Here is a 17,503-nt window from a genome sequence, read left to right as displayed (position 1 = left end):
ATTTATTTTTTCACCTGTATTTATTTTTTGTTTTTGATTAAATCAGCGTAGGCATAAAAATAATATACAATTTGAGGTAGCAGTCTTCCAATATTTATTGAGTTTGCAGAAGAAAGATAAATATTTTTTCTTGCCAGTTCATCTTTTATTTTTTTGTCATTAAAGATTTTTTTCACAGCAGATTGTGCATCATCAAAATTGCCGTCGATAGAGATGACTTTTGAGTTTAGAGAGTCTGTTGTGTCCATTTGAGATTTTTGAATGGAACTTACACCTTCTGTTGGATATAAAACTAAAATGTCAATATTATCTATGTTGTAAAAACCCTCTAGGGCAGCTTTACCTGTATCTCCAGATGTTGCCGTTAAAATCAAAGTTTTTTCTTTTATGCCAAGAGATTTTTTGGCATAGGATAAAAGATTGGGCAAAAGACAAAGGGCAAAGTCCTTAAAGGCAGAAGTCTTTCCATGATAAAGTTCAAGATAAATGTTTTTATTGTAATCTATTTTTGCAATCTCATCTTCAAAACTATCATAGGATTTTTCAATTATTTTTTTCAAATCATCTTTATCAAAGTCTGTAAGGTAAAGTGATAAGATTTTGTGGGTTAAATCTGTGTAACTTAAATCTAGATTTTTAATTATGTTAAAACTTGGAAAAGATTCAGGAACAAAAAGACCGCCATCATCAGAGATGCCCTTTACAATTGCCTCAAGTCCAGAGATTTTTAAATTTGAATTTCTTGTAGATAAAAATTTCATATTTCTTCAACCCTTGCAATAAAAATTTCTTCTGTATAGTTTTTTACAATTTCACTTATTTGAAAAAGAGAAACTTCTTTTGTAATTATATGATGATCTTTTTCTATTAGATTATCTTTTGCGATAATATCTTTTAATGTATCTGAAATTTCAGATGTTCTAATATAATATTTTTCTGTAAATTCTTTTGAAACATCAAAGTTATTTTCGTTATTATAAAAGGTTTTGATTTCTCTTTTGGAGAGAATTCTTAAAAGGTCACGCATAATGGCATCAGCTGTTTCAAGCTTTCCAGCTCCAGCACCCTTTAGTTCATATTCACCAAAACTATCTCCAAAAACTTTTATTGCATTGGTGCTGTCAAAAGTTTTGGTAAAGAAATCATCATTTAGTAGAGTGGGCATTACAAAGATATTTATTTTATCATCAATTAATTTTGATTTTGCGATTAGCCTAATGGAATAACCTTCTTTTTTTATGAAATCTAAATCGGATTTTTTAATATTTGAAATTCCAAAGGTAAAAATCTCTTCTTCATTAATTTGTGCATTGTAAAAAAGAGAAGAAAGTATTCTAATTTTTCTCATTGAATCCAAGCCATCCACGTCAGCAGTGGGGTCAGATTCAGCATAACCGAGAGCCTGTGCCTCTTTTAAAACTTCCTTATAATCTAAATTTTCTTTTTCCATTTTTGACAAGATATAATTAGATGTGCCATTTAAAATCCCACAAATTTCTTTTATTTTGTTAAAGGGAAGTTCTTCCGTAATAGGATGAATAATAGGTATAGCAGCAGCAACAGAAGCCTCATAAGAAAAATAAATATCATTTTCTTTAGCAAGTTCATTTAATTCTTCAAAATGTTTTGAAACCACAGCCTTATTTGCTGTTATAATATTTTTGCCAGATTTCATAAGAGATATAATCCTATTATAAGTTTCATCAACAGAAGATGTGGCGTCAATGACTGCGTCAACGTCAGAATTTAAGATTTCATCAAAATTATCTGTAAAAATTAGATCTTTATTCCAAGGATTTCTTTTTTTATTTACATTTTTAATTAAAACTTTTTCAATTTTTATATCAAAATTATTTTTTAAAAGGTTATCTTTTTTTTATATAAAATTTCTTCGACACCTGTGCCGACAGTTCCAAATCCCATTAATGCAATTTTCAATTTAAACCTCCAAAAGTTTCTTTGCAATTTGCACTGCATTAGTTGCAGCACCTTTTCTAATATTATCTGCACAAGACCACAAGTTTATTCCGTTTTCGACAGTAAAGTCTCGCCTTATTCTTCCCACATAGACATCATCTGTGTCCTTTGAAAGAAGTGGCATTGGATAAATTTGATTAGTTGGGTCATCTTTCAAAATCATTCCAGGATAATTTTTTATAATTTCTTTAACATCAGAAATTTCAAAAGGCTTTTCAACTTCTACATTTATGGAAATGCTGTGAGAATTCAAAACAGGAACACGAACAGTTGTCGCTGTCACAAGTAGAGAGTCATCGTGAAGAATTTTCTTAGTTTCATTTATCATCTTCATTTCCTCTTTAGTGTATCCATTTTCTAGAAAGTCGTCGATTTGAGGGATGCAATTATTTTTAATTGGATATTTGTAGGCAAGATTAGTTCCTTCATTTAAGTCAGAAATACCTTTTATCCCAGAGCCAGAAACGGATTGGTAAGTGGAATAAATGACTCTTTTAATTTTGTATTTGTCGTGAATTGGTTTTAGAGGTAAAACTGATTGAATTGTAGAACAATTTGGGTTTGCAATAATTCCATTATTATAAAGAATATCTTCTGGATTAATTTCTGGAACAACTAGGGGAACTTGCGGGGCCATTCTAAAAGCAGAACTATTGTCAATAACAGTTACCCCAGCTTTGGTAGCTATTGGTGCAAATCTTTTACTAACAGATCCACCAGCAGAAAATAAGGCAACTTTTATATCTCTATATTCAAAAGAATCTTCTTTTAACTCTTCGACAGTGTAATCCTTGCCACAGTAATTTATAATTTTACCAGCAGATTTTTTGGAACTAAACAAAAATAAATTGTCTATTGGAAAATTTTTCTCACTTAATACTTTTAACATCATACTTCCAACAAGACCAGTTGCACCAATAACAGCTACATTATATTTCATCTTTTTCCTCCTTATAAAATTCACGATAGATTGCTTCGATTGCCTTTTCAAAATCTTTTGTTTCAACACCAATGATTATATTAATTTCACTAGAACCTTGACTTATCATTTTTATATTTATGCCATACTTTGCAAGGACAGTAAAAATTCTAGCAGAAACACCCTTTTCATTTATCATGCCACGACCGACAACAGCAATGAGAGAAATATCACGTTCCCAACTAATACTATCCACATTTAAATAAATTTTTAATTCTTCCAAAACTTTGTTTAATTTTGGAGTAATGTAAGAATCAGCGACAATTACAGAAACAGAATCAATACTTGAGGGCATATGTTCAATAGAAATGTCATTGCTTTCAAAAACAGTAGTTAGCTTTCTAAAAAAATCTTTTTCAGAGTTCATATTGACTTTTTCAAGATTAATTACAGTAAAATCTTTTTTGCCAGAAATTCCAGTTACAATATTTTTATTTCTAAAATTACATTTAGATAAAATTAAAGTCCCGTCATCATCGGGGAAATTTGTATTTTTAATATTAATGGGAATATTTTTGTCACGAAGAGGAAAAATTGCATCTTCATGAAGAACTTTTGCACCCATATAAGACAATTCTCTAAGTTCTTTATAAGTAATTGTGCCAATAGGGCAGGAGTCTTTTACAATTTTTGGGTCTGCCACCAAAAATCCACTTACATCAGTGAAGTTTTCATAAATTTCTGCATAAAGAGCAGAAGCAATAACAGAACCAGTGACATCTGATCCGCCTCTTGAAAAAGTTTTAATTTTATTATTTTCATCAAGTCCATAAAAACCAGGAACAACAACTCTTTCGTGAGAATTTAAAATATTTTTTATTTTTTCTGTTGACTTATCAAGGTTCAAAACACCCTCAGTAAAGACAATTAAGTCCTTTGCGTCAACAAAATCATATCCAAGATAATTGGCAAGGACTTTGGCACTCATGTATTCACCACGGCTGACAACAAAGTCGTAGCTTGCAACTTCTGTGATTTCATCTTTAACATCTTTTAAAATTTTATCAATGTTAATATCCAAAACAAGATCATCAACAATATTTTTAAAAATATCTTCGATGATCTTGTAAACTTCGTTAAAATTTAAAGCATGGGCACTTAATTCGTGACACATTGCTAGAAGGTCAGTAACCTTGTGATTGTTTCCCACACCCTTTCCAGGCGCAGAAACAACGATGTATTTTCTCGCATCGTCTTTTTTTACAATTTCCTTAACTTTTTTAAGCTGAGTGGCATTAGCGAGAGAACTGCCACCAAATTTTACGACTTTCATCTTTTTCTCCTTTTTAAGTAAATATAAGATGCCTAAAAATAAACAATAAAAATTAAAAGTAATTTTTAAGATTATACAATTATTTAGTAAAGTTGTCAATTAATATGGACGATTGGATTGAAGTTATATTATTATTTATGTGCAAATCAAAAGTAGTTCTATGTATTTTTTAGATATTAAAAAATTTTATCCCCTACATTTTTATTGATAAGGGGATAAAATATTCAGTGAACTTTTATAAATCAAGATCGGGGACTATTTGAATCTCATAATCTGGATATAATTTTTCAAAATCATTTCTTAATATTTTGAGAGCATCTTCTCTATTTATATCAAAACTTAAAACAACGTCAAATCGCAGAGTCTTTTTTTCTGTATCAGCATATAATCCGTGGACTTGTAGAGCCCAATCATAATTTAAAATTTTCTTTTCAACAGTTTTTCTAATTTCTGTAGCTTTTTTATTTTTGGTATTAAAAGAATAAACTCCAAGGGCAATTAAAATTATGCCAGTATTTTTATATACCTTGTATTGCAATTTTCTAGTGAGTTTATCAACATCAGAAACTGACATAGTGTCAGGAAGTTCTACATGAAGAGAACAGTAATATCTGTTTGGTCCGTAATTAAATAGCGCCAAATCGTAAACACCAAGTACTTGTTCTTCTTCATTTATCAAATCAGTAATTTTTTTCACCATGTAGCGGTCTGCTCTGTGTCCAATGAGATCGTCAATAGTTGAGAGCATCATTTCTATTCCCGCTTTTATCATAAATATGGAGATGATAGTTCCAACGTAGGCCTCAAGAGAAATCTCCCAAGTCATAAAGATTATAGCAGATATAAAAACTGAAAGAGAAAGAATTGAATCGAATAAAGAGTCAGAACCAGATGCAATTAATGCAGTGGAGTTGATCTTTTTACCTTGGCTCTTTACGTATTTACCTAAAATAAATTTTATAACGACAGCAATACCAATAACTATAATAGAAAGCTTTGTGTAGGATGCTGGACTTGGATTTAAAATTTTTTTAACACTTTCAACTAGGGAAGTTATCCCTGCATATAGCACTAGGGCAGATATAATCATTGACGAAATGTATTCGATTCGCCCATAGCCCATGGGATGTCTTTTATCTGAAGCCTTGCTTGCTAGCTTCTCGCCAATAATAGTAACAACAGAGGAGAGAGCATCAGATAAATTATTTACTGCATCTAAAACAAGAGCGATTGAATTAACAAGTATACCTAAAGTTGCTTTAAAGGCTGCTAATAAAACGTTGGTTAAAATTCCAATAATACTTGTCCTTACAATTGTCTTACCTCGATTTTCTGATAATTCTAAAATATCATAATTATCCTTTTTCACTTATAGCTTCCGAATCTAATTTAAAAATTTCTTTGCAAAATCTTTAGCAGCCATTAAATCCTCTTCATTAGGTCTTCCTTTGTGAAGTCCCTTAAACTCTCCTTTGCAGTGAAATTCTCTTTCGTCTAAAGAAATTCCAACTTTATCAGATTCTTTTTTTACCTTTTTCCAAGTAGAATTTAACATAGCAGCAGACCCAAAGTTGACAATTTTGCCAACCATGTCCTTATTGAGAGAATCAATAAATTTAATAACTTCTGGGTCAATACTAAAGGCATAATAAGAATTACCTAAAAATAAAATATCTACAGCTTCATCTATGGGAGTGCTAATAGGCAAAGCTTCAACTCCAAGGACCTTTGCAATAGCATCGGCAAGTTTTTTTGTATTTCCAGTTTTTGTATAATAACGCACAGCAAATTTCATAAAAATACCTCCAATTTTTATATTTAATTTATTCCCAAACAATGTAAATCTAAAACTTAAAGATTAAGTATAAGAAGAAATAGAGTATAATTTTTGGGAAAGAATAGTTGTATTAGATATTAAATTGTATAAAAATAAAAAACCAGAGATATTTTTTCTCTGGCATAAAAATTATTTTATATTTTGTTTTATATCATAGGTCCTTTTCTAATAATTTTCCTGTTGCAATGTCATAACTATAGGAAATATCTTCGCCATCTTTTTCCAATCTTACTTCTACAATATAATTCACATCGTCATAGTAAAGTTTATATTCTGTTACTACATAACCTTCACCTGCATCTTGGAGAGATTTTTGAGTAATACTATCGATTGATTCTAGCATATTTTTTTGAATATCAGAAACTTTGTCTTCATTTTTTTCTTCCTTAACTCCGTCTTTTACTACTTCACCAGACTCTGAATTAAGTTCAAATTCGTATTCTTTTTGAGAATCATAACCTTGGATTACGTAAACTAAATCTTGTTTTTTTGTTTCCAACTTGAAAGATTCTACTTTTGCATCTTGGTGCAATTTTTTAAATTCATCGAAAGCATTTTCTTTTGTGATTTGCACATTTAATAAATCCTTTTGAGAATCAGCACTTTTTTCATCCTTAGAATCTTTTGAATTTTGATTTTTATTATCTTTAACATTGGACTTATTTTTTTCAAAAGATTTATCATCCTTTTTATTTGTTTTATCGTCAGATTCTTTACTAGATTCAATTTGTGAATCATTCTTTTTAACTTCTAATGCTGTATTTCTTGGAGCTTCACAAGCAGAAAGAGTAAGGGCTAAACCAATACCTAAAGTTACTAAATAAATTTTCTTTTTCATATGTCCTCCCTTAAAATTAATACAATTATTCTAATTTTATATTTATTTTTTACCCTTAAATAAAAAATTATAAACAAAATAAAATTATATGATATAATAAAAAAGAAGAAAAAATGTGATTCAGGAAAACATTTTATTAAAAGGGAGGAGGGAAAATTTTGGATCTTCGTAGCAATAAAAAATCACTTAGTAATTTGGTGTACAGAGATTTGAAAGAAAAAATTTTAAAAAATAAATTATTGCCAGGAGATAAACTAATTGAAATGGAAATAGCTTCAGAACTTGGAGTTAGTAGGACTCCAGTTAGAGAAGCCTTAAAAAAGCTTGAGGAAGATGGACTTGTTACAAGCTTTCCGAGAAAATCTTACATAGTTTCTAAAATCTCTGTAAAAGAAGCCAAAAATCTTTATATAGTTAGGAAATCGCTAGAGCCACTTGCTGTTGAACTTTTGGCACAGAATGGTCTTAATAAAAAGACAAAATATTTTGAAGATGTGAATGAACAACTGCGTGTTGCAATCGATAACAAAGATGATGAATTGATTCAGAATTTGATTATTGAATGGAATATGGCACTTGTCAGTTCTCTTAATAATGAAATTTTAATTGAAGTTATGAACATGATAAATCAAAGACTTTACAGATTTGGAAATTTTATTTTTAGAGATAAGAAAAATTACAAAAAACATTTTAATAATTTACAAAAAGTTTATAAATTAATTGAAGAAAAAAAACCTAAAGAAGCAAGAAAAGCTAGTGAAAAAACTATAGAGAATATTTACTCTATGTTTGAAGAACAAGCTGATTATAAAATGTTTAAAAGTTGACTAAAAAACACTTGACAAGAGTGTTTTTTTTAATTATAATGTTTTTTGTTGCATTGGTAATGTAAAGAGAAAATATCAAAAATGTAAAATTTGCACCTTTAGCTCAGTTGGTAGAGCAACTGACTCTTAATCAGTGGGCCTACGGTTCGAGTCCGTAAAGGTGCACCACTTAAAAGCCTGTGAATTCAATGTTCGCAGGCTTTTTGCTTTATATTTTTAAATACATAAAATTCGCTTGAATTCGCCTGAATTTTTTTGGATAACGCACAAATAACGCACAAACTACGCACAAATTATTTTGCTAGTTGTTGCATTTCTTTTTGAAGTGCTTCCGTTAGATCTCCTATATAATATTTTTCTGTGGTTTTAAAATCTTCATGACCCATGATTTTTTGTAAAGTGACCATATCCATTCCCATTTTTTGGAATTCTGTTGCTCCAGTCTTTCTACATTTATGAGGTGTTAGTTTTTGAAGTCCTAATTCTTCTATTACTTCATAGTGTTTATCTAAGTAATATCTATATCTCACTTTTTCCCCTTCCATAGATACTAAATATTCTGATCCTTTTGTTGCCATAAGTTGTTTTATTATGGGTTTTATTTTGTAGTAGATTGGGATATATCTGTCAGTACCTGCTTCTGTTTTTCCACCTGCTATGATGTAGTTTTCATTAAGATGTACATTAAATTTTGTTACATTTAAAAGTTCACTTGGTCTCATACAAGTATAAATCATTACTACCATTACTTTTGCCCAGTAATTATTCTTTGCAAATTCAAATAGTTTATTTATTTCAAATTCACTAAAAGTTGCATTGTTAGGTTTTGGTTTGTCGGGTAGAATTATAAATTGAGCATAGTTTTTGCTTATTAAGTCATCTTGCATTGCTATTTTATATAGTTGTGATGCTAATACTTTTACTTTGTGGACTGAAGAGTAGCTTTTACCTTCGTCTAAAAGATTATCAACTATATCTTGTATGTGTCTTGACTTGATTGTGTCTATGGGCTCATCTTCTAAGTCTTCAAAGTAATTCCAAGTTGTATAGTACATATCTTGTGTTTTTTGTGCTTTATGTCTTTTTGTGATCATAAAGCTTTCAAATATTTCTGATAGTGGCGGTTTACTGTCTTGAGGTTTACTTTGATTGTAATCAGATAGCATAGTAAGTCCCTCTGATTTTGTTTTTGCATATCCTATTGTCTTTTGGTTGCCAAACTTATCGGCAGGAGCCAATATCCTCCATGGTTTTCTTCTATTGCCAGAAAGTTTATATACACTTCCATAGCCATTGGGTAATCTCATAATCTTCCTCCTAGTTATAAACTAGGCTATGTGATATAATTATTTTAGGTTATAGCGGTAATCTCATAGCCTGAATCCCTTATTCTATGGCGGTAGAGTAGGGGATTTTTTTAATATACTTTTTTTATAATAAACCTTTCAAATCTCTCGTCTAAGTTATACGGAATATTAGTTATATCGCAATATCTTTTTAGCATTTCATCTCCATTGCCTTTTGGATCATTCTTATATATAAAAAACAATCTTTGTAAATCTAATATAAATTTAAAAACCAAGAAGTCTTCATTCAGCAAAGAAATTATAGAAAGTATCATTGCGTAAGGATCGCTCATACCTCTTTTTATTTCGAAATCCTCCTTTTCAATTAAGGATCCATAAAACAAGGGAGAAATTTTTTTAAGAATAAGTTGATTTGGTTTAGATCTAAACTTAATAAATTGTAAATTATGAGCTATTTTATTTCTGAATTTTCTAACTATAATTAAACTATTTATTGAAAATTCTTTTTTATAATTCTCATCTAAATCGATAAAATTGCTAAAAAGATAATCACTGATTGTTATAGCGTCTTTATTTTTCAGGTTTGCAAAAAGGTCAATTGTATCGTTAAAAGTAGCGTTTTTAAATAAAATCCAAGGTGGTATATGATTCTTTTTTAAGTAGTGTCTAGTAGGATTAAGAACATGTTTACTGTTTGGAATTTTAAAAAGTCTATTTAAAATATATTCTAACCTGCTTGATGGTTTATAATTAGTCCTATTTAAATAGAGATCCATAGACACTCCATAATTTTTTGCAATCTCATACGCTAGTAAATTTTTGAACCTATTTTCAACATAAATGCTATACTTTATTAATATGCTCTGTAGTGTCCTATCAAGCTCCAAAAAGTCATATAAATCTTCAATTTTTATGTTATCTATATACTTTTCATTGACCATAAAACATTCTTTGTAGCCATTTATTAAATCATAGTATGAGAGAGAGGAGAGTAATAATTTTGCTTGATTTCTATCTGTAATGATTAAATTATAAGTATTTGCTAGATGATCTATTTGTTCATCAAATGTTAAGAAAGGCTTATCGTAATTAATATCTTCCATATCTTTAAAATCCTTTATAATTATTAATTTTATGCAACAAAAAACCGGAGTGTTATTATTTTGAAATAACACTCCGGCTTTGTAGATGATTGGACATTTTTCCAACCCGGTATATTAGTATTATATCAAAATGTAATAACATGTCAATACATATAAAATAAAGTTAAGTGATTATTGAACACTAACAATATCCCCAACCTTTATAGGAGGTATAGTTTTTGGCCATCTTCCGCTTATATCGTCTTCAGAAATATTCAAAGGATTCGTTCTAACTATTGTTTTAGTTCTCATTCCAAAGGGCTTGATAATGTCTCTATCTTCATAAGTTAAATCTCTACAAATTGAAAAATTAGGATAGACTGTGTAAATTTCCAGATTTCCTTTTATAATATCTAAAGTGCCAAGGATTTCATTTGTTTCAGGATCAGTTATCTCCTCACCTTTTATAGTTATGGTTACTTTTCTACCAACAGATGCCCCTTGATTGGAACCATAGTTGATTAGCAATTCGTTTTTATTTAATATTTCTATTACTCTGTATTCTTTTGACATGGTTTTCTCCTTTTTTTTAATCTAAGATTAAAGCGTGTTTTGAGTATTTAATGACATCTTTTATTGACATTATTCTTTTTTCTTCAACTTTTTGGTTAAAATCTTCCATCTCATCTAAAAATCTTTTTCTTTGCTCGTAGGCACTGTAGCTAACTCCATATAAGTCCAAGACATAATTTGGTGGGAACTTTGCTGTCTTATACATCATATCTCTAGGCATTAAGAGTTCTCCTGCAAAGGCATCTGCAGATTTTTCCTTTACATAATCATTTAAATATTTATATTTGGTGTGATGTTGCAGAAATATATGGCCAAGTTCATGGGCAAGGGTAAATCTTTGACGCGACAGTTCAAAATTTACGTTATCAAGGGCAATGACATATTTTTTAGTGACATCATTATAAATACTATATCCATCTAATCCTAAGAGGTCTTCTTTTGCCACCTTAATATCTGGTCTGTATTTTATGATATCTTCAACATTTATTGGCAGTAGCATTTCTTCGTATGTAATTTTTTTGTGTACGAAATGTGCCATGCTAACGGCACAGCGTAAATTGTAGTTTAGTAAGTCCATATTATCAAATCTTTGTTCTTTTGTGGTTAAAAAATATATAAGGGAAGTTTTCCCCTATATATTTTAAGCTATTAACAGTTTTTTATAATTATCATCATTTATATTACTCCATGGTATAGATTTAGCACCATAATTATTTAAAGCACCCTCTATTTCTGAAGTTGTATCTTTAGATGAATCGTTATAAATTATATAAAGTTGGGAGTTATCCTTTCTTTTATCAACAGTATCCATCCAACCAAATAAAAATGTTCGAGCACGACCTAGTTCAATTGTATTACAAGTTTGTATAAGTCTATCAGGTGCATTTTTTGATTTAGGTATTATAAAGTCGTATTTTGTTCCTAAATTACTTTTTCCCATCAAAACAACGTCTTCAGTATATCTTATTTCATTTTTATCAAAAAACAGTTTAACATCGTCATTGAAAATATTAACAATTGATGGTTTATTTAATACATACAAATCAGACACTTTCTGGATTGCTTGAGATAGAAAGAACAGTTTTAAAGGGAGCTCTTTTTTATTGGAAACTGTAAAGAGTGCATTAGAATTAATGGAAACGCCATGATCGGTCACTATCTTATTAAGCTTTTCTATACGTTTTGAACCATTGTCAAAACTTACGCCTTTCATAGCTAAATTAATTAATGTTATACCGTCATCTGTCAGATAATAATTATCTGAACCTTTATATTCGATATAAATTTCAATCAAATCATTGTCAGAATCTAAAAAAGGCGTAGTAATTCTAGTAACCCTATCATTAATTTTTACTTCTGAGACAAAGTTATTTAAAAATTTTAAATATTGATTTTTTAAACCTGACATTGTCATAAAACCACCTACATAACTTTTTGATATTCAGGAATCTTAATTTTATTGTATTTACAAAATTCTTCAAAGACTTCACAAATATCACTTGTATTTTTTATTATTATATCATAGAATTCGCTTAAGCTTATTCCATATTTTTGTATTTTTCCATTATGGAATTTATTTATATGAACATGGTTTCTATCTGTAACAGTTCCATCTAAATTTATATGAGGTTTGCCATCAATTTCTAATCTAAATACCATTTCATCAGATTTTTTATATCTCAAATTAAATATAATTCTTTTTTCATAATTTCCACCTAGATGCGTATTTAATATGAATTGACATTTACTATCATCAGAATCGATAATAAATTCATTAAATACTTTATCTAAAGAAATACGATTTTTAATAAAAAATTTATTTAATAACAATATATGAGAAAATAATTCTTCGTTTAGTTCATCATAATTCATATAGTACCTACTTTATTTCTCGTCATCTTCAAAAAAACTTAATTTTATCATTCTTAACATCTTTTTTTGCTATAATATAGTTAAGTAGGATGTTGGGTTTTCGTGGATAGATTATTGTTTCTTTACTCACTATCTATGCGTTGCACCTTCCAGATACTTTTACAAGATTTTCTGGCTTGGCTCAGGATTGTCCTATGAGGAGTTCCCCTGAATTTACCCAATGCACTTTATAGATTACTCCATAAAGGGACAAATTTTCATCTATAGCAGCACCTCCAAATGGATTAGTCCATTTTTCTATGGCATTTTTAATTTCGCTATGTGTTTCAAGTGTTTTAGATTTTTGATTTAAATTAGTCATTGCGTTCTTAATAGTTTCGCTTTCTCTCATAGCTGCTCCGAGTGTGTTTATATTCAACGTGTTATCGCAAAAGTTTTTTATCTTTTACTTCTCATAATTTCTTATGAGTTCAGCATATATCTTCATCCTACTAATCTTTATTATTTACTTATCTTCATCTTCAAAAAAAGTTGCTCTTATCATGCGAAGCATCATTTCTTTTTGTTCAGGTGTGAGGTTTTTGTTTGCTCTATATAGTACAGATACTCCTTCAGGGAAATCTTCTTCTAGTTCTGTTGCTTTAGATTTTTCTTTAGTTATATGGTGTTCATCTGGGCGACCAAGCAGGTAATCAGTACTAACATTCAAAGCGTTGGCAATAGAAGCTAACATAGTAGCACTTGGTTCTCTTTTGTCATTTACATATCTACCTATTGTTACTTCAGTAGTACCAGCTATTTTTGCCAATTCTTTTTGAGTTAAATTTTTTTCATTTAATAACTTTAAAATTCTTTTACCTAAAGTATCCATAATCACACCACCTAATACAACTTTTGGTAATTAGATTATAACTAAAATATACCGTTCGGTAAACACATATAACCAAAAATATAATTTATTTTCAAAAAATACTTGACAATATAACAAACGGTTAGTAAAATTGTATATAACAAATGGTTATTAAGAGAGGTGATTAAATGAATCTTAAATTATTAAGAATTGCAAGACTTGAAAAAGAATTATCACAAAAACAATTAGCAAATCTTATTGGAGTGCATGAATTAACTTACTCGCGCAAAGAAAGAGGAGAAAGGGAGTTTACAAGAACTGAAATAGATAATTTAGCAAAAGTTTTAGATTTATCAAATGATGAAGTAAATGAAATTTTTTTTGACAGTAGAATAACCAATTGTTAAATTAGGAGGTGGAAGATGGATGAGAGAGATTAATTCTATTTTGGCAGAATTGATATCTAAATTAATAAAACTCCCAGATAAGGGAATATCTGAGAGTGATCTGATTGCTTTTTTATACTTGGTTAATATTTTAAACTTAATCAACAGAAAAAAGTATCTTTGCAATAAGTGTTCCGATAGGAATTAAAAGATTTTCATGTTTTTTTATTAAATCTGAGAATTTTGCAAGAGATTTTTTCTCTAATGGTTTTTCTTCGGATTTTAATTCAAGGAGAGTTTTTAACAGTTGATTTTTTTCCTCACTAAATGGGAGTTCTTCATCTATTGTTTTAAAAAGATCGTCAATAGTTTGACTTTGATAATTAAACACAGCATTCGTGCCAATCGCTGAATTGCCAGAGATTGAATTGATGTTATAAACATTGTTGTTGGATTGACTTTCCTTATATCCAACGATATATCCAGTCAATTCATCAGAAATAGTTATCGGCTTCAACTCATGAATAGTGTATTCTGTGTTAGTTGTTTTATGAACTAGTATATCTTTTTCTTTTAGAATTATGTTATCAAGAGTTTGTATAGAATTCGGGTATTCATTTGAGCAAAAAAAGGCTTTAATTGTGTCTATATATGAACCGTTTCTAAATAAATCAAAATCATCTGATAGCTCTTTAAAATAATCCAAAGAATCATGGAAAATATTTTTGATTTCACGCATTATATTCACCTCCTTACTGTAATTATAACAGATGGTGGTGTTGATTCTTGAAGATGAATTTAGTTGTAAACAGATAGAGTGAGAGGAGGTATTGATGAAGGATAAAATTATTTTAAATTTGAACTTTAATGAAAGCATTCCCTTTGATAAGAAAAAAGAAAGAATTGAAGAGTGTATTGTTTTTATTGAAAAAATACAACAAGAGCACCACCTTAGTAATGCCCTTGTTGAATTAAATATTAATATTTAGAATTTGAAAATTCTACATGGTGTATGTCTTTGCCACAAACACAAAGGGATTTGTTTTTACCTATAAAGTTATAGAAATAATTAGCATAGAAAGAAAAATTAGGATAAGCATCTTCTACGCTGCTTCTATCGCCTTTATGGGATATTGACTCTAAGTCATTAATAAAGACAGAGTCGCCATTTAAAAGTTTGATATGTGCGTTTATAATAATCACCTCCTTGAAGTGATTATATCAAATAGAAAAATTGAATTGAAAGGGGAGGTATTGATGGAAGGGGAAAGGAATTTTAAGATTTATATTTTAAAATTTAGGATTAATAAAATCGACAGGTACTTGGCAGACTTGGAAGGAACATTATCACTTTCAAAAAGAGATTCAGTGTTCTTTGTTTCAAAAGAAATAGCCTACCAATATGCTGGTAAGCTTGAAGCTTTTTATGAGAGTACAGGAATAATTGCAACAGTGACTGATGAAGAGATAGACCTCAATGAATGGAAGACTTTGAACAATCATCAAGTAAAGTCAAAGCTTTAGATATTAGAATTAGAGCTTCTATTGCATCTTTTTCGGAAGATGTATCATAGGCCTTTAATTCATGAGCTTTAGGATTTCTATACATGTAGATAATAAGATTTAACATAGCTTTTAAGCTAAAGTAAAGATTTTTTTCTTGGTTAGTGGATAAAGAGTTTAGAACAATTACTGGGTTTTTGGAGTCAAAACATTTATTAATTAAATTTATCCCATCAAACTCGTAATCTGAAATTTCTTGAATTTTTTTAATAACAAGTTTTGAACTTTCAAAAATTAAACTGTAATAATCCTTTGAGAGAAGTTCTTGGTTACAAATAGACAAAATTCTTGGGTGAATTTTAAATGGATCTAATTTATTTTTTAATGATGAATATCTTTTATAAGCTTCACAATAGTTTTTTGGTTTAGATATTTGAATAACTTTACCTGAATCATTTAATTTTAATCCATTAAATTGAATGACTTTGTTAATTGTATTTTTTGCATCTGACCAAGCATTCTTATCATTTATGAAGTTTTGAGGACAGATTATCCATTCAATACATTGGATTATTTTGGCACTAGATTTGGAACTGTTTTGAGAATTACAGAAAGCAGTATGCAATCTTCTCCATTTAGTATCGTTAGGTTGTTGTGGAGTTTCATTCAAATTTAAGTTATCAAACATGTTGGTTATTTTAGAGCCAGTTGTAAATTCAGATAATGCTTTACACAAGTTTTCTAGCTGTTGTGAGGTATTAAAATAAATCAACTTAATCATCTCCTTATGATGATTATAGCAAATATGTAAATTGAATTAAAAGGAGTGTAGTTATGTTAAGTGACCTTACTTTAACTATAAAAGATGCTGCGAAAATCCTTGGGAAGCCTGAGCAAACTATAAGGCTTGGGTTGCAACAAGGGGTATTGCCTTTTGGAGCTGCAATTCTCAATGAAAAGCAGTACTCTTACATTATTTTTAGGAAAAAGTTGGAAGATTATGTAGGAAATGTTGAAAGTTATTTAGGAGGTTAAAATGAAAGCTTTAAGTATTAGTTGTTATAAGATACCAGTTCTTGCAAGAAGAATTTTAGGGATTGGCTTACTTGTTATTTTAGGTTATTGGTTGGCTAATTTCTTTATAAAGCTATTGTTTTTCTCTATATATGCAGGAGTGACAGTTATTGACAAGGTTTTTAGCTATTTAATTAATTTATTTTAGGAGTGAAAGAATGAAATTAACAGATTTACACGAATTATTAGGTAAGGAAATAGAAAAATTAGCAGATGATACTGAAAAGAATGCTTTTGATATTGATAAGGCAAATGCTATTTCTAATATGGCAAAGCAAATAATAAATAATGCTCAAGTAATAATTAGGGCTGAAAAACAAAATGTTAAAACCGAAATTATATAGCCTAGTTTTTGTTAGTCCAGAAGATAGAAAAGAGTTTATTCTTAAAAACTTTACTAAACTTTCAGGGCGAGAAATGGCAAGAAGATTAGATATAAGCAGTTCAATAGTGTCAGTAATACTAAGAGAAAATGGGATCTATGCTGACGATTATATAAACGGAGTTAAAAAGTCAGATATTAAAAAAATAATGGATGAGTATTCTGGCAAAGTGACTAAGGTTGAACTTATGAAAATTATAAAAGATAGATTAGATATAGATTTATCTTATGCAAGTATTAAGCTTTGGGGAAGAAGATTTGGCTTTAAAACTATTAATCAAAAAGGTAAAGATGCTGAAACTAGATTCTTTATTGATGGAAATAAAGATAATTTGGCAGTAGACAATATATTAATGTTACCAAGAAATATTGGTTGTCATTTGCTTGGCAGAAACTTAACTGGCAACAGCTTGATTACTATGGCGAAGGCTTTAAAATTGCAAAGATTAGCATACGATTTATTGGAATCTTGGCTTGCAGTAAATATTGAAACTGGGGCTAAGGTAGAAACAAAGACCTTAAAAGAACTAGCTGAAATTTGTGGGTTTACTTACTCGAATGTTCATGCAAATAAAAAAGACTTTAATGGGTCTGTAGTCACAAAAGGTTGGATAGTTAGTAAACAATTTGGAAATTTAAAAGAAAAGGCAAATGAAAAAAGTCCTGCAGCGACTAAACAACAGGACTAAATAAATTATAAATATATTTTATTTGCCTTTATTATACCACAAATAAGGGGGAAA

The 17,503-nt window shown here is 29.3% G+C and carries 25 protein-coding genes and 1 tRNA gene; 9 read left to right on the top strand and 17 right to left on the bottom strand.

The genetic code is table 11. The features are described from left to right. Positions 1–20: 20 nt before the first annotated feature. The 7 genes from RH95_RS09795 to RH95_RS02530 all read right to left on the bottom strand — a co-directional run bounded on the left by RH95_RS09795 (position 21) and on the right by RH95_RS02530 (position 6,904). The gene (locus tag RH95_RS09795) at positions 21–761 is read right to left on the bottom strand and encodes a PALP domain-containing protein (RefSeq protein WP_010242918.1); all 741 of its coding nucleotides are present in this window, start codon (positions 759–761) and stop codon (positions 21–23) included. Next, a complete protein-coding gene (locus tag RH95_RS02555; RefSeq protein ID WP_235777707.1) occupies positions 758–1,822 on the bottom strand; it encodes a homoserine dehydrogenase family protein in 1,065 nt (354 codons plus the stop codon). The genes RH95_RS09795 and RH95_RS02555 overlap by 4 nt, the downstream gene beginning before the upstream one ends. A 117-nt stretch (positions 1,823–1,939) precedes the next feature. Continuing rightward, a complete protein-coding gene (locus RH95_RS02550; RefSeq protein ID WP_010242915.1) occupies positions 1,940–2,917 on the bottom strand; it encodes an aspartate-semialdehyde dehydrogenase in 978 nt (325 codons plus the stop codon). Beyond that, entirely contained in the window at positions 2,907–4,229 is a 1,323-nt protein-coding gene (locus RH95_RS02545) for an aspartate kinase (protein WP_010242914.1), read from the bottom strand. Before RH95_RS02545 ends, RH95_RS02550 begins: the two co-directional genes overlap by 11 nt. Before the next feature lie 235 nt (positions 4,230–4,464). Beyond that, positions 4,465–5,598 carry a cation diffusion facilitator family transporter gene (locus tag RH95_RS02540; RefSeq protein WP_010242913.1) on the bottom strand — a complete coding sequence of 378 codons (1,134 nt, stop codon included), beginning with the start codon at positions 5,596–5,598 and terminating at the stop codon, positions 4,465–4,467. A 15-nt stretch (positions 5,599–5,613) separates the two neighbouring features. Beyond that, the gene (locus RH95_RS02535; RefSeq protein ID WP_010242912.1) at positions 5,614–6,024 is read right to left on the bottom strand and encodes a flavodoxin family protein; all 411 of its coding nucleotides are present in this window, start codon (positions 6,022–6,024) and stop codon (positions 5,614–5,616) included. A 193-nt stretch (positions 6,025–6,217) separates the two neighbouring features. Next, on the bottom strand, positions 6,218–6,904 hold the full coding sequence (locus tag RH95_RS02530; protein ID WP_010242911.1) for a PepSY domain-containing protein: 687 nt from the start codon (positions 6,902–6,904) through the stop codon (positions 6,218–6,220). A gap of 158 nt (positions 6,905–7,062) precedes the next feature. Between RH95_RS02530 and RH95_RS02525 the strand changes: the two genes are divergently transcribed. Continuing rightward, positions 7,063–7,731, top strand: a complete 669-nt coding sequence (locus tag RH95_RS02525; protein ID WP_010242910.1) for a GntR family transcriptional regulator — start codon at positions 7,063–7,065, stop codon at positions 7,729–7,731. A gap of 92 nt (positions 7,732–7,823) precedes the next feature. Further along, positions 7,824–7,899 (top strand) — tRNA-Lys (locus tag RH95_RS02520). 125 nt (positions 7,900–8,024) lie between these two features. On the opposite strand, the gene RH95_RS02515 is transcribed toward RH95_RS02520, so the two are convergent. The 8 genes from RH95_RS02515 to RH95_RS02480 all read right to left on the bottom strand — a co-directional run bounded on the left by RH95_RS02515 (position 8,025) and on the right by RH95_RS02480 (position 13,436). Continuing rightward, the gene (locus RH95_RS02515; RefSeq protein WP_010242908.1) at positions 8,025–9,038 is read right to left on the bottom strand and encodes a tyrosine-type recombinase/integrase; all 1,014 of its coding nucleotides are present in this window, start codon (positions 9,036–9,038) and stop codon (positions 8,025–8,027) included. Between the two features lie 110 nt (positions 9,039–9,148). Further along, positions 9,149–10,141: an Abi family protein gene (locus RH95_RS02510; RefSeq protein ID WP_010242905.1), complete on the bottom strand. Its 993-nt coding sequence runs from the start codon at positions 10,139–10,141 to the stop codon at positions 9,149–9,151. 171 nt (positions 10,142–10,312) lie between these two features. After that, positions 10,313–10,693: a hypothetical protein gene (locus tag RH95_RS02505; RefSeq protein ID WP_010242902.1), complete on the bottom strand. Its 381-nt coding sequence runs from the start codon at positions 10,691–10,693 to the stop codon at positions 10,313–10,315. A 16-nt stretch (positions 10,694–10,709) separates the two neighbouring features. Then, positions 10,710–11,270 carry an ImmA/IrrE family metallo-endopeptidase gene (locus RH95_RS02500; protein WP_036742985.1) on the bottom strand — a complete coding sequence of 187 codons (561 nt, stop codon included), beginning with the start codon at positions 11,268–11,270 and terminating at the stop codon, positions 10,710–10,712. Between the two features lie 63 nt (positions 11,271–11,333). After that, a complete protein-coding gene (locus RH95_RS02495; protein ID WP_010242898.1) occupies positions 11,334–12,107 on the bottom strand; it encodes a DUF1829 domain-containing protein in 774 nt (257 codons plus the stop codon). A gap of 8 nt (positions 12,108–12,115) precedes the next feature. Then, positions 12,116–12,565 (bottom strand): DUF6978 family protein, encoded by a 450-nt coding sequence (locus tag RH95_RS02490; protein ID WP_010242896.1) that lies wholly within the window; start codon positions 12,563–12,565, stop codon positions 12,116–12,118. 181 nt (positions 12,566–12,746) lie between these two features. Then, the gene (locus RH95_RS02485; RefSeq protein ID WP_158309961.1) at positions 12,747–12,983 is read right to left on the bottom strand and encodes a hypothetical protein; all 237 of its coding nucleotides are present in this window, start codon (positions 12,981–12,983) and stop codon (positions 12,747–12,749) included. 87 nt (positions 12,984–13,070) lie between these two features. Then, the gene (locus RH95_RS02480) at positions 13,071–13,436 is read right to left on the bottom strand and encodes a helix-turn-helix domain-containing protein (protein WP_010242891.1); all 366 of its coding nucleotides are present in this window, start codon (positions 13,434–13,436) and stop codon (positions 13,071–13,073) included. Positions 13,437–13,603: 167 nt separating this feature from the next. On the opposite strand from RH95_RS02480, the gene RH95_RS02475 reads away from it, so the two are divergent. Next, entirely contained in the window at positions 13,604–13,822 is a 219-nt protein-coding gene (locus RH95_RS02475; RefSeq protein WP_010242889.1) for a helix-turn-helix transcriptional regulator, read from the top strand. A 136-nt stretch (positions 13,823–13,958) separates the two neighbouring features. On the opposite strand, the gene RH95_RS02470 is transcribed toward RH95_RS02475, so the two are convergent. Beyond that, positions 13,959–14,540, bottom strand: a complete 582-nt coding sequence (locus RH95_RS02470; RefSeq protein ID WP_010242887.1) for a hypothetical protein — start codon at positions 14,538–14,540, stop codon at positions 13,959–13,961. Between the two features lie 94 nt (positions 14,541–14,634). Here RH95_RS02470 and RH95_RS09560 point away from each other — a divergent pair, with 94 nt between their 5' ends. Then, the gene (locus RH95_RS09560; protein WP_158309960.1) at positions 14,635–14,790 is read left to right on the top strand and encodes a hypothetical protein; all 156 of its coding nucleotides are present in this window, start codon (positions 14,635–14,637) and stop codon (positions 14,788–14,790) included. A gap of 268 nt (positions 14,791–15,058) precedes the next feature. Further along, entirely contained in the window at positions 15,059–15,325 is a 267-nt protein-coding gene (locus RH95_RS02465) for a hypothetical protein (RefSeq protein ID WP_010242885.1), read from the top strand. Here the strand turns inward: RH95_RS02465 and RH95_RS02460 are convergent. Then, on the bottom strand, positions 15,276–16,076 hold the full coding sequence (locus RH95_RS02460; protein ID WP_010242883.1) for a TIGR02391 family protein: 801 nt from the start codon (positions 16,074–16,076) through the stop codon (positions 15,276–15,278). The genes RH95_RS02465 and RH95_RS02460 overlap by 50 nt on opposite strands. 62 nt (positions 16,077–16,138) lie before the next feature. Between RH95_RS02460 and RH95_RS02455 the strand changes: the two genes are divergently transcribed. Genes RH95_RS02455 through RH95_RS02440 form a run of 4 tightly spaced genes read left to right on the top strand, consistent with a single transcriptional unit; the run spans position 16,139 to position 17,449 of the window. Next, entirely contained in the window at positions 16,139–16,339 is a 201-nt protein-coding gene (locus RH95_RS02455; RefSeq protein ID WP_010242881.1) for a helix-turn-helix domain-containing protein, read from the top strand. Between the two features lies 1 nt (position 16,340). Next, complete coding sequence (locus tag RH95_RS02450; RefSeq protein ID WP_010242879.1) at positions 16,341–16,526, top strand: hypothetical protein; 186 nt, start codon at positions 16,341–16,343, stop codon at positions 16,524–16,526. A gap of 10 nt (positions 16,527–16,536) precedes the next feature. Beyond that, complete coding sequence (locus tag RH95_RS02445) at positions 16,537–16,722, top strand: hypothetical protein (protein WP_010242877.1); 186 nt, start codon at positions 16,537–16,539, stop codon at positions 16,720–16,722. Continuing rightward, the gene (locus tag RH95_RS02440) at positions 16,700–17,449 is read left to right on the top strand and encodes a hypothetical protein (RefSeq protein WP_010242875.1); all 750 of its coding nucleotides are present in this window, start codon (positions 16,700–16,702) and stop codon (positions 17,447–17,449) included. Before RH95_RS02445 ends, RH95_RS02440 begins: the two co-directional genes overlap by 23 nt. Positions 17,450–17,503: the final 54 nt, after the last annotated feature.

The sequence above is a fragment of the Peptoniphilus rhinitidis 1-13 genome, from assembly GCF_000246925.1.
GTDB classification, from domain to species: domain Bacteria; phylum Bacillota; class Clostridia; order Tissierellales; family Peptoniphilaceae; genus Peptoniphilus_A; species Peptoniphilus_A lacydonensis.
The sequence above is the reverse complement of the archived record's forward strand: the minus strand, read 5'-3'. Positions and strand labels throughout refer to the sequence as shown.

Coding starts and splice junctions, on each gene's coding strand:
- RH95_RS09795 (WP_010242918.1), bottom strand. CDS start 761: ATGAAATTTTTATCTACAAGAAATTCAAATTTAAAAATCTCTGGACTT.
- RH95_RS02550 (WP_010242915.1), bottom strand. CDS start 2,917: ATGAAATATAATGTAGCTGTTATTGGTGCAACTGGTCTTGTTGGAAGT.
- RH95_RS02545 (WP_010242914.1), bottom strand. CDS start 4,229: ATGAAAGTCGTAAAATTTGGTGGCAGTTCTCTCGCTAATGCCACTCAG.
- RH95_RS02535 (WP_010242912.1), bottom strand. CDS start 6,024: ATGAAATTTGCTGTGCGTTATTATACAAAAACTGGAAATACAAAAAAA.
- RH95_RS02530 (WP_010242911.1), bottom strand. CDS start 6,904: ATGAAAAAGAAAATTTATTTAGTAACTTTAGGTATTGGTTTAGCCCTT.
- RH95_RS02515 (WP_010242908.1), bottom strand. CDS start 9,038: ATGAGATTACCCAATGGCTATGGAAGTGTATATAAACTTTCTGGCAAT.
- RH95_RS02510 (WP_010242905.1), bottom strand. CDS start 10,141: ATGGAAGATATTAATTACGATAAGCCTTTCTTAACATTTGATGAACAA.
- RH95_RS02505 (WP_010242902.1), bottom strand. CDS start 10,693: ATGTCAAAAGAATACAGAGTAATAGAAATATTAAATAAAAACGAATTG.
- RH95_RS02500 (WP_036742985.1), bottom strand. CDS start 11,270: ATGGACTTACTAAACTACAATTTACGCTGTGCCGTTAGCATGGCACAT.
- RH95_RS02495 (WP_010242898.1), bottom strand. CDS start 12,107: ATGACAATGTCAGGTTTAAAAAATCAATATTTAAAATTTTTAAATAAC.
- RH95_RS02490 (WP_010242896.1), bottom strand. CDS start 12,565: ATGAATTATGATGAACTAAACGAAGAATTATTTTCTCATATATTGTTA.
- RH95_RS02480 (WP_010242891.1), bottom strand. CDS start 13,436: ATGGATACTTTAGGTAAAAGAATTTTAAAGTTATTAAATGAAAAAAAT.
- RH95_RS02475 (WP_010242889.1), top strand. CDS start 13,604: ATGAATCTTAAATTATTAAGAATTGCAAGACTTGAAAAAGAATTATCA.
- RH95_RS02470 (WP_010242887.1), bottom strand. CDS start 14,540: ATGCGTGAAATCAAAAATATTTTCCATGATTCTTTGGATTATTTTAAA.
- RH95_RS09560 (WP_158309960.1), top strand. CDS start 14,635: ATGAAGGATAAAATTATTTTAAATTTGAACTTTAATGAAAGCATTCCC.
- RH95_RS02465 (WP_010242885.1), top strand. CDS start 15,059: ATGGAAGGGGAAAGGAATTTTAAGATTTATATTTTAAAATTTAGGATT.
- RH95_RS02455 (WP_010242881.1), top strand. CDS start 16,139: ATGTTAAGTGACCTTACTTTAACTATAAAAGATGCTGCGAAAATCCTT.
- RH95_RS02450 (WP_010242879.1), top strand. CDS start 16,341: ATGAAAGCTTTAAGTATTAGTTGTTATAAGATACCAGTTCTTGCAAGA.
- RH95_RS02445 (WP_010242877.1), top strand. CDS start 16,537: ATGAAATTAACAGATTTACACGAATTATTAGGTAAGGAAATAGAAAAA.
- RH95_RS02440 (WP_010242875.1), top strand. CDS start 16,700: ATGTTAAAACCGAAATTATATAGCCTAGTTTTTGTTAGTCCAGAAGAT.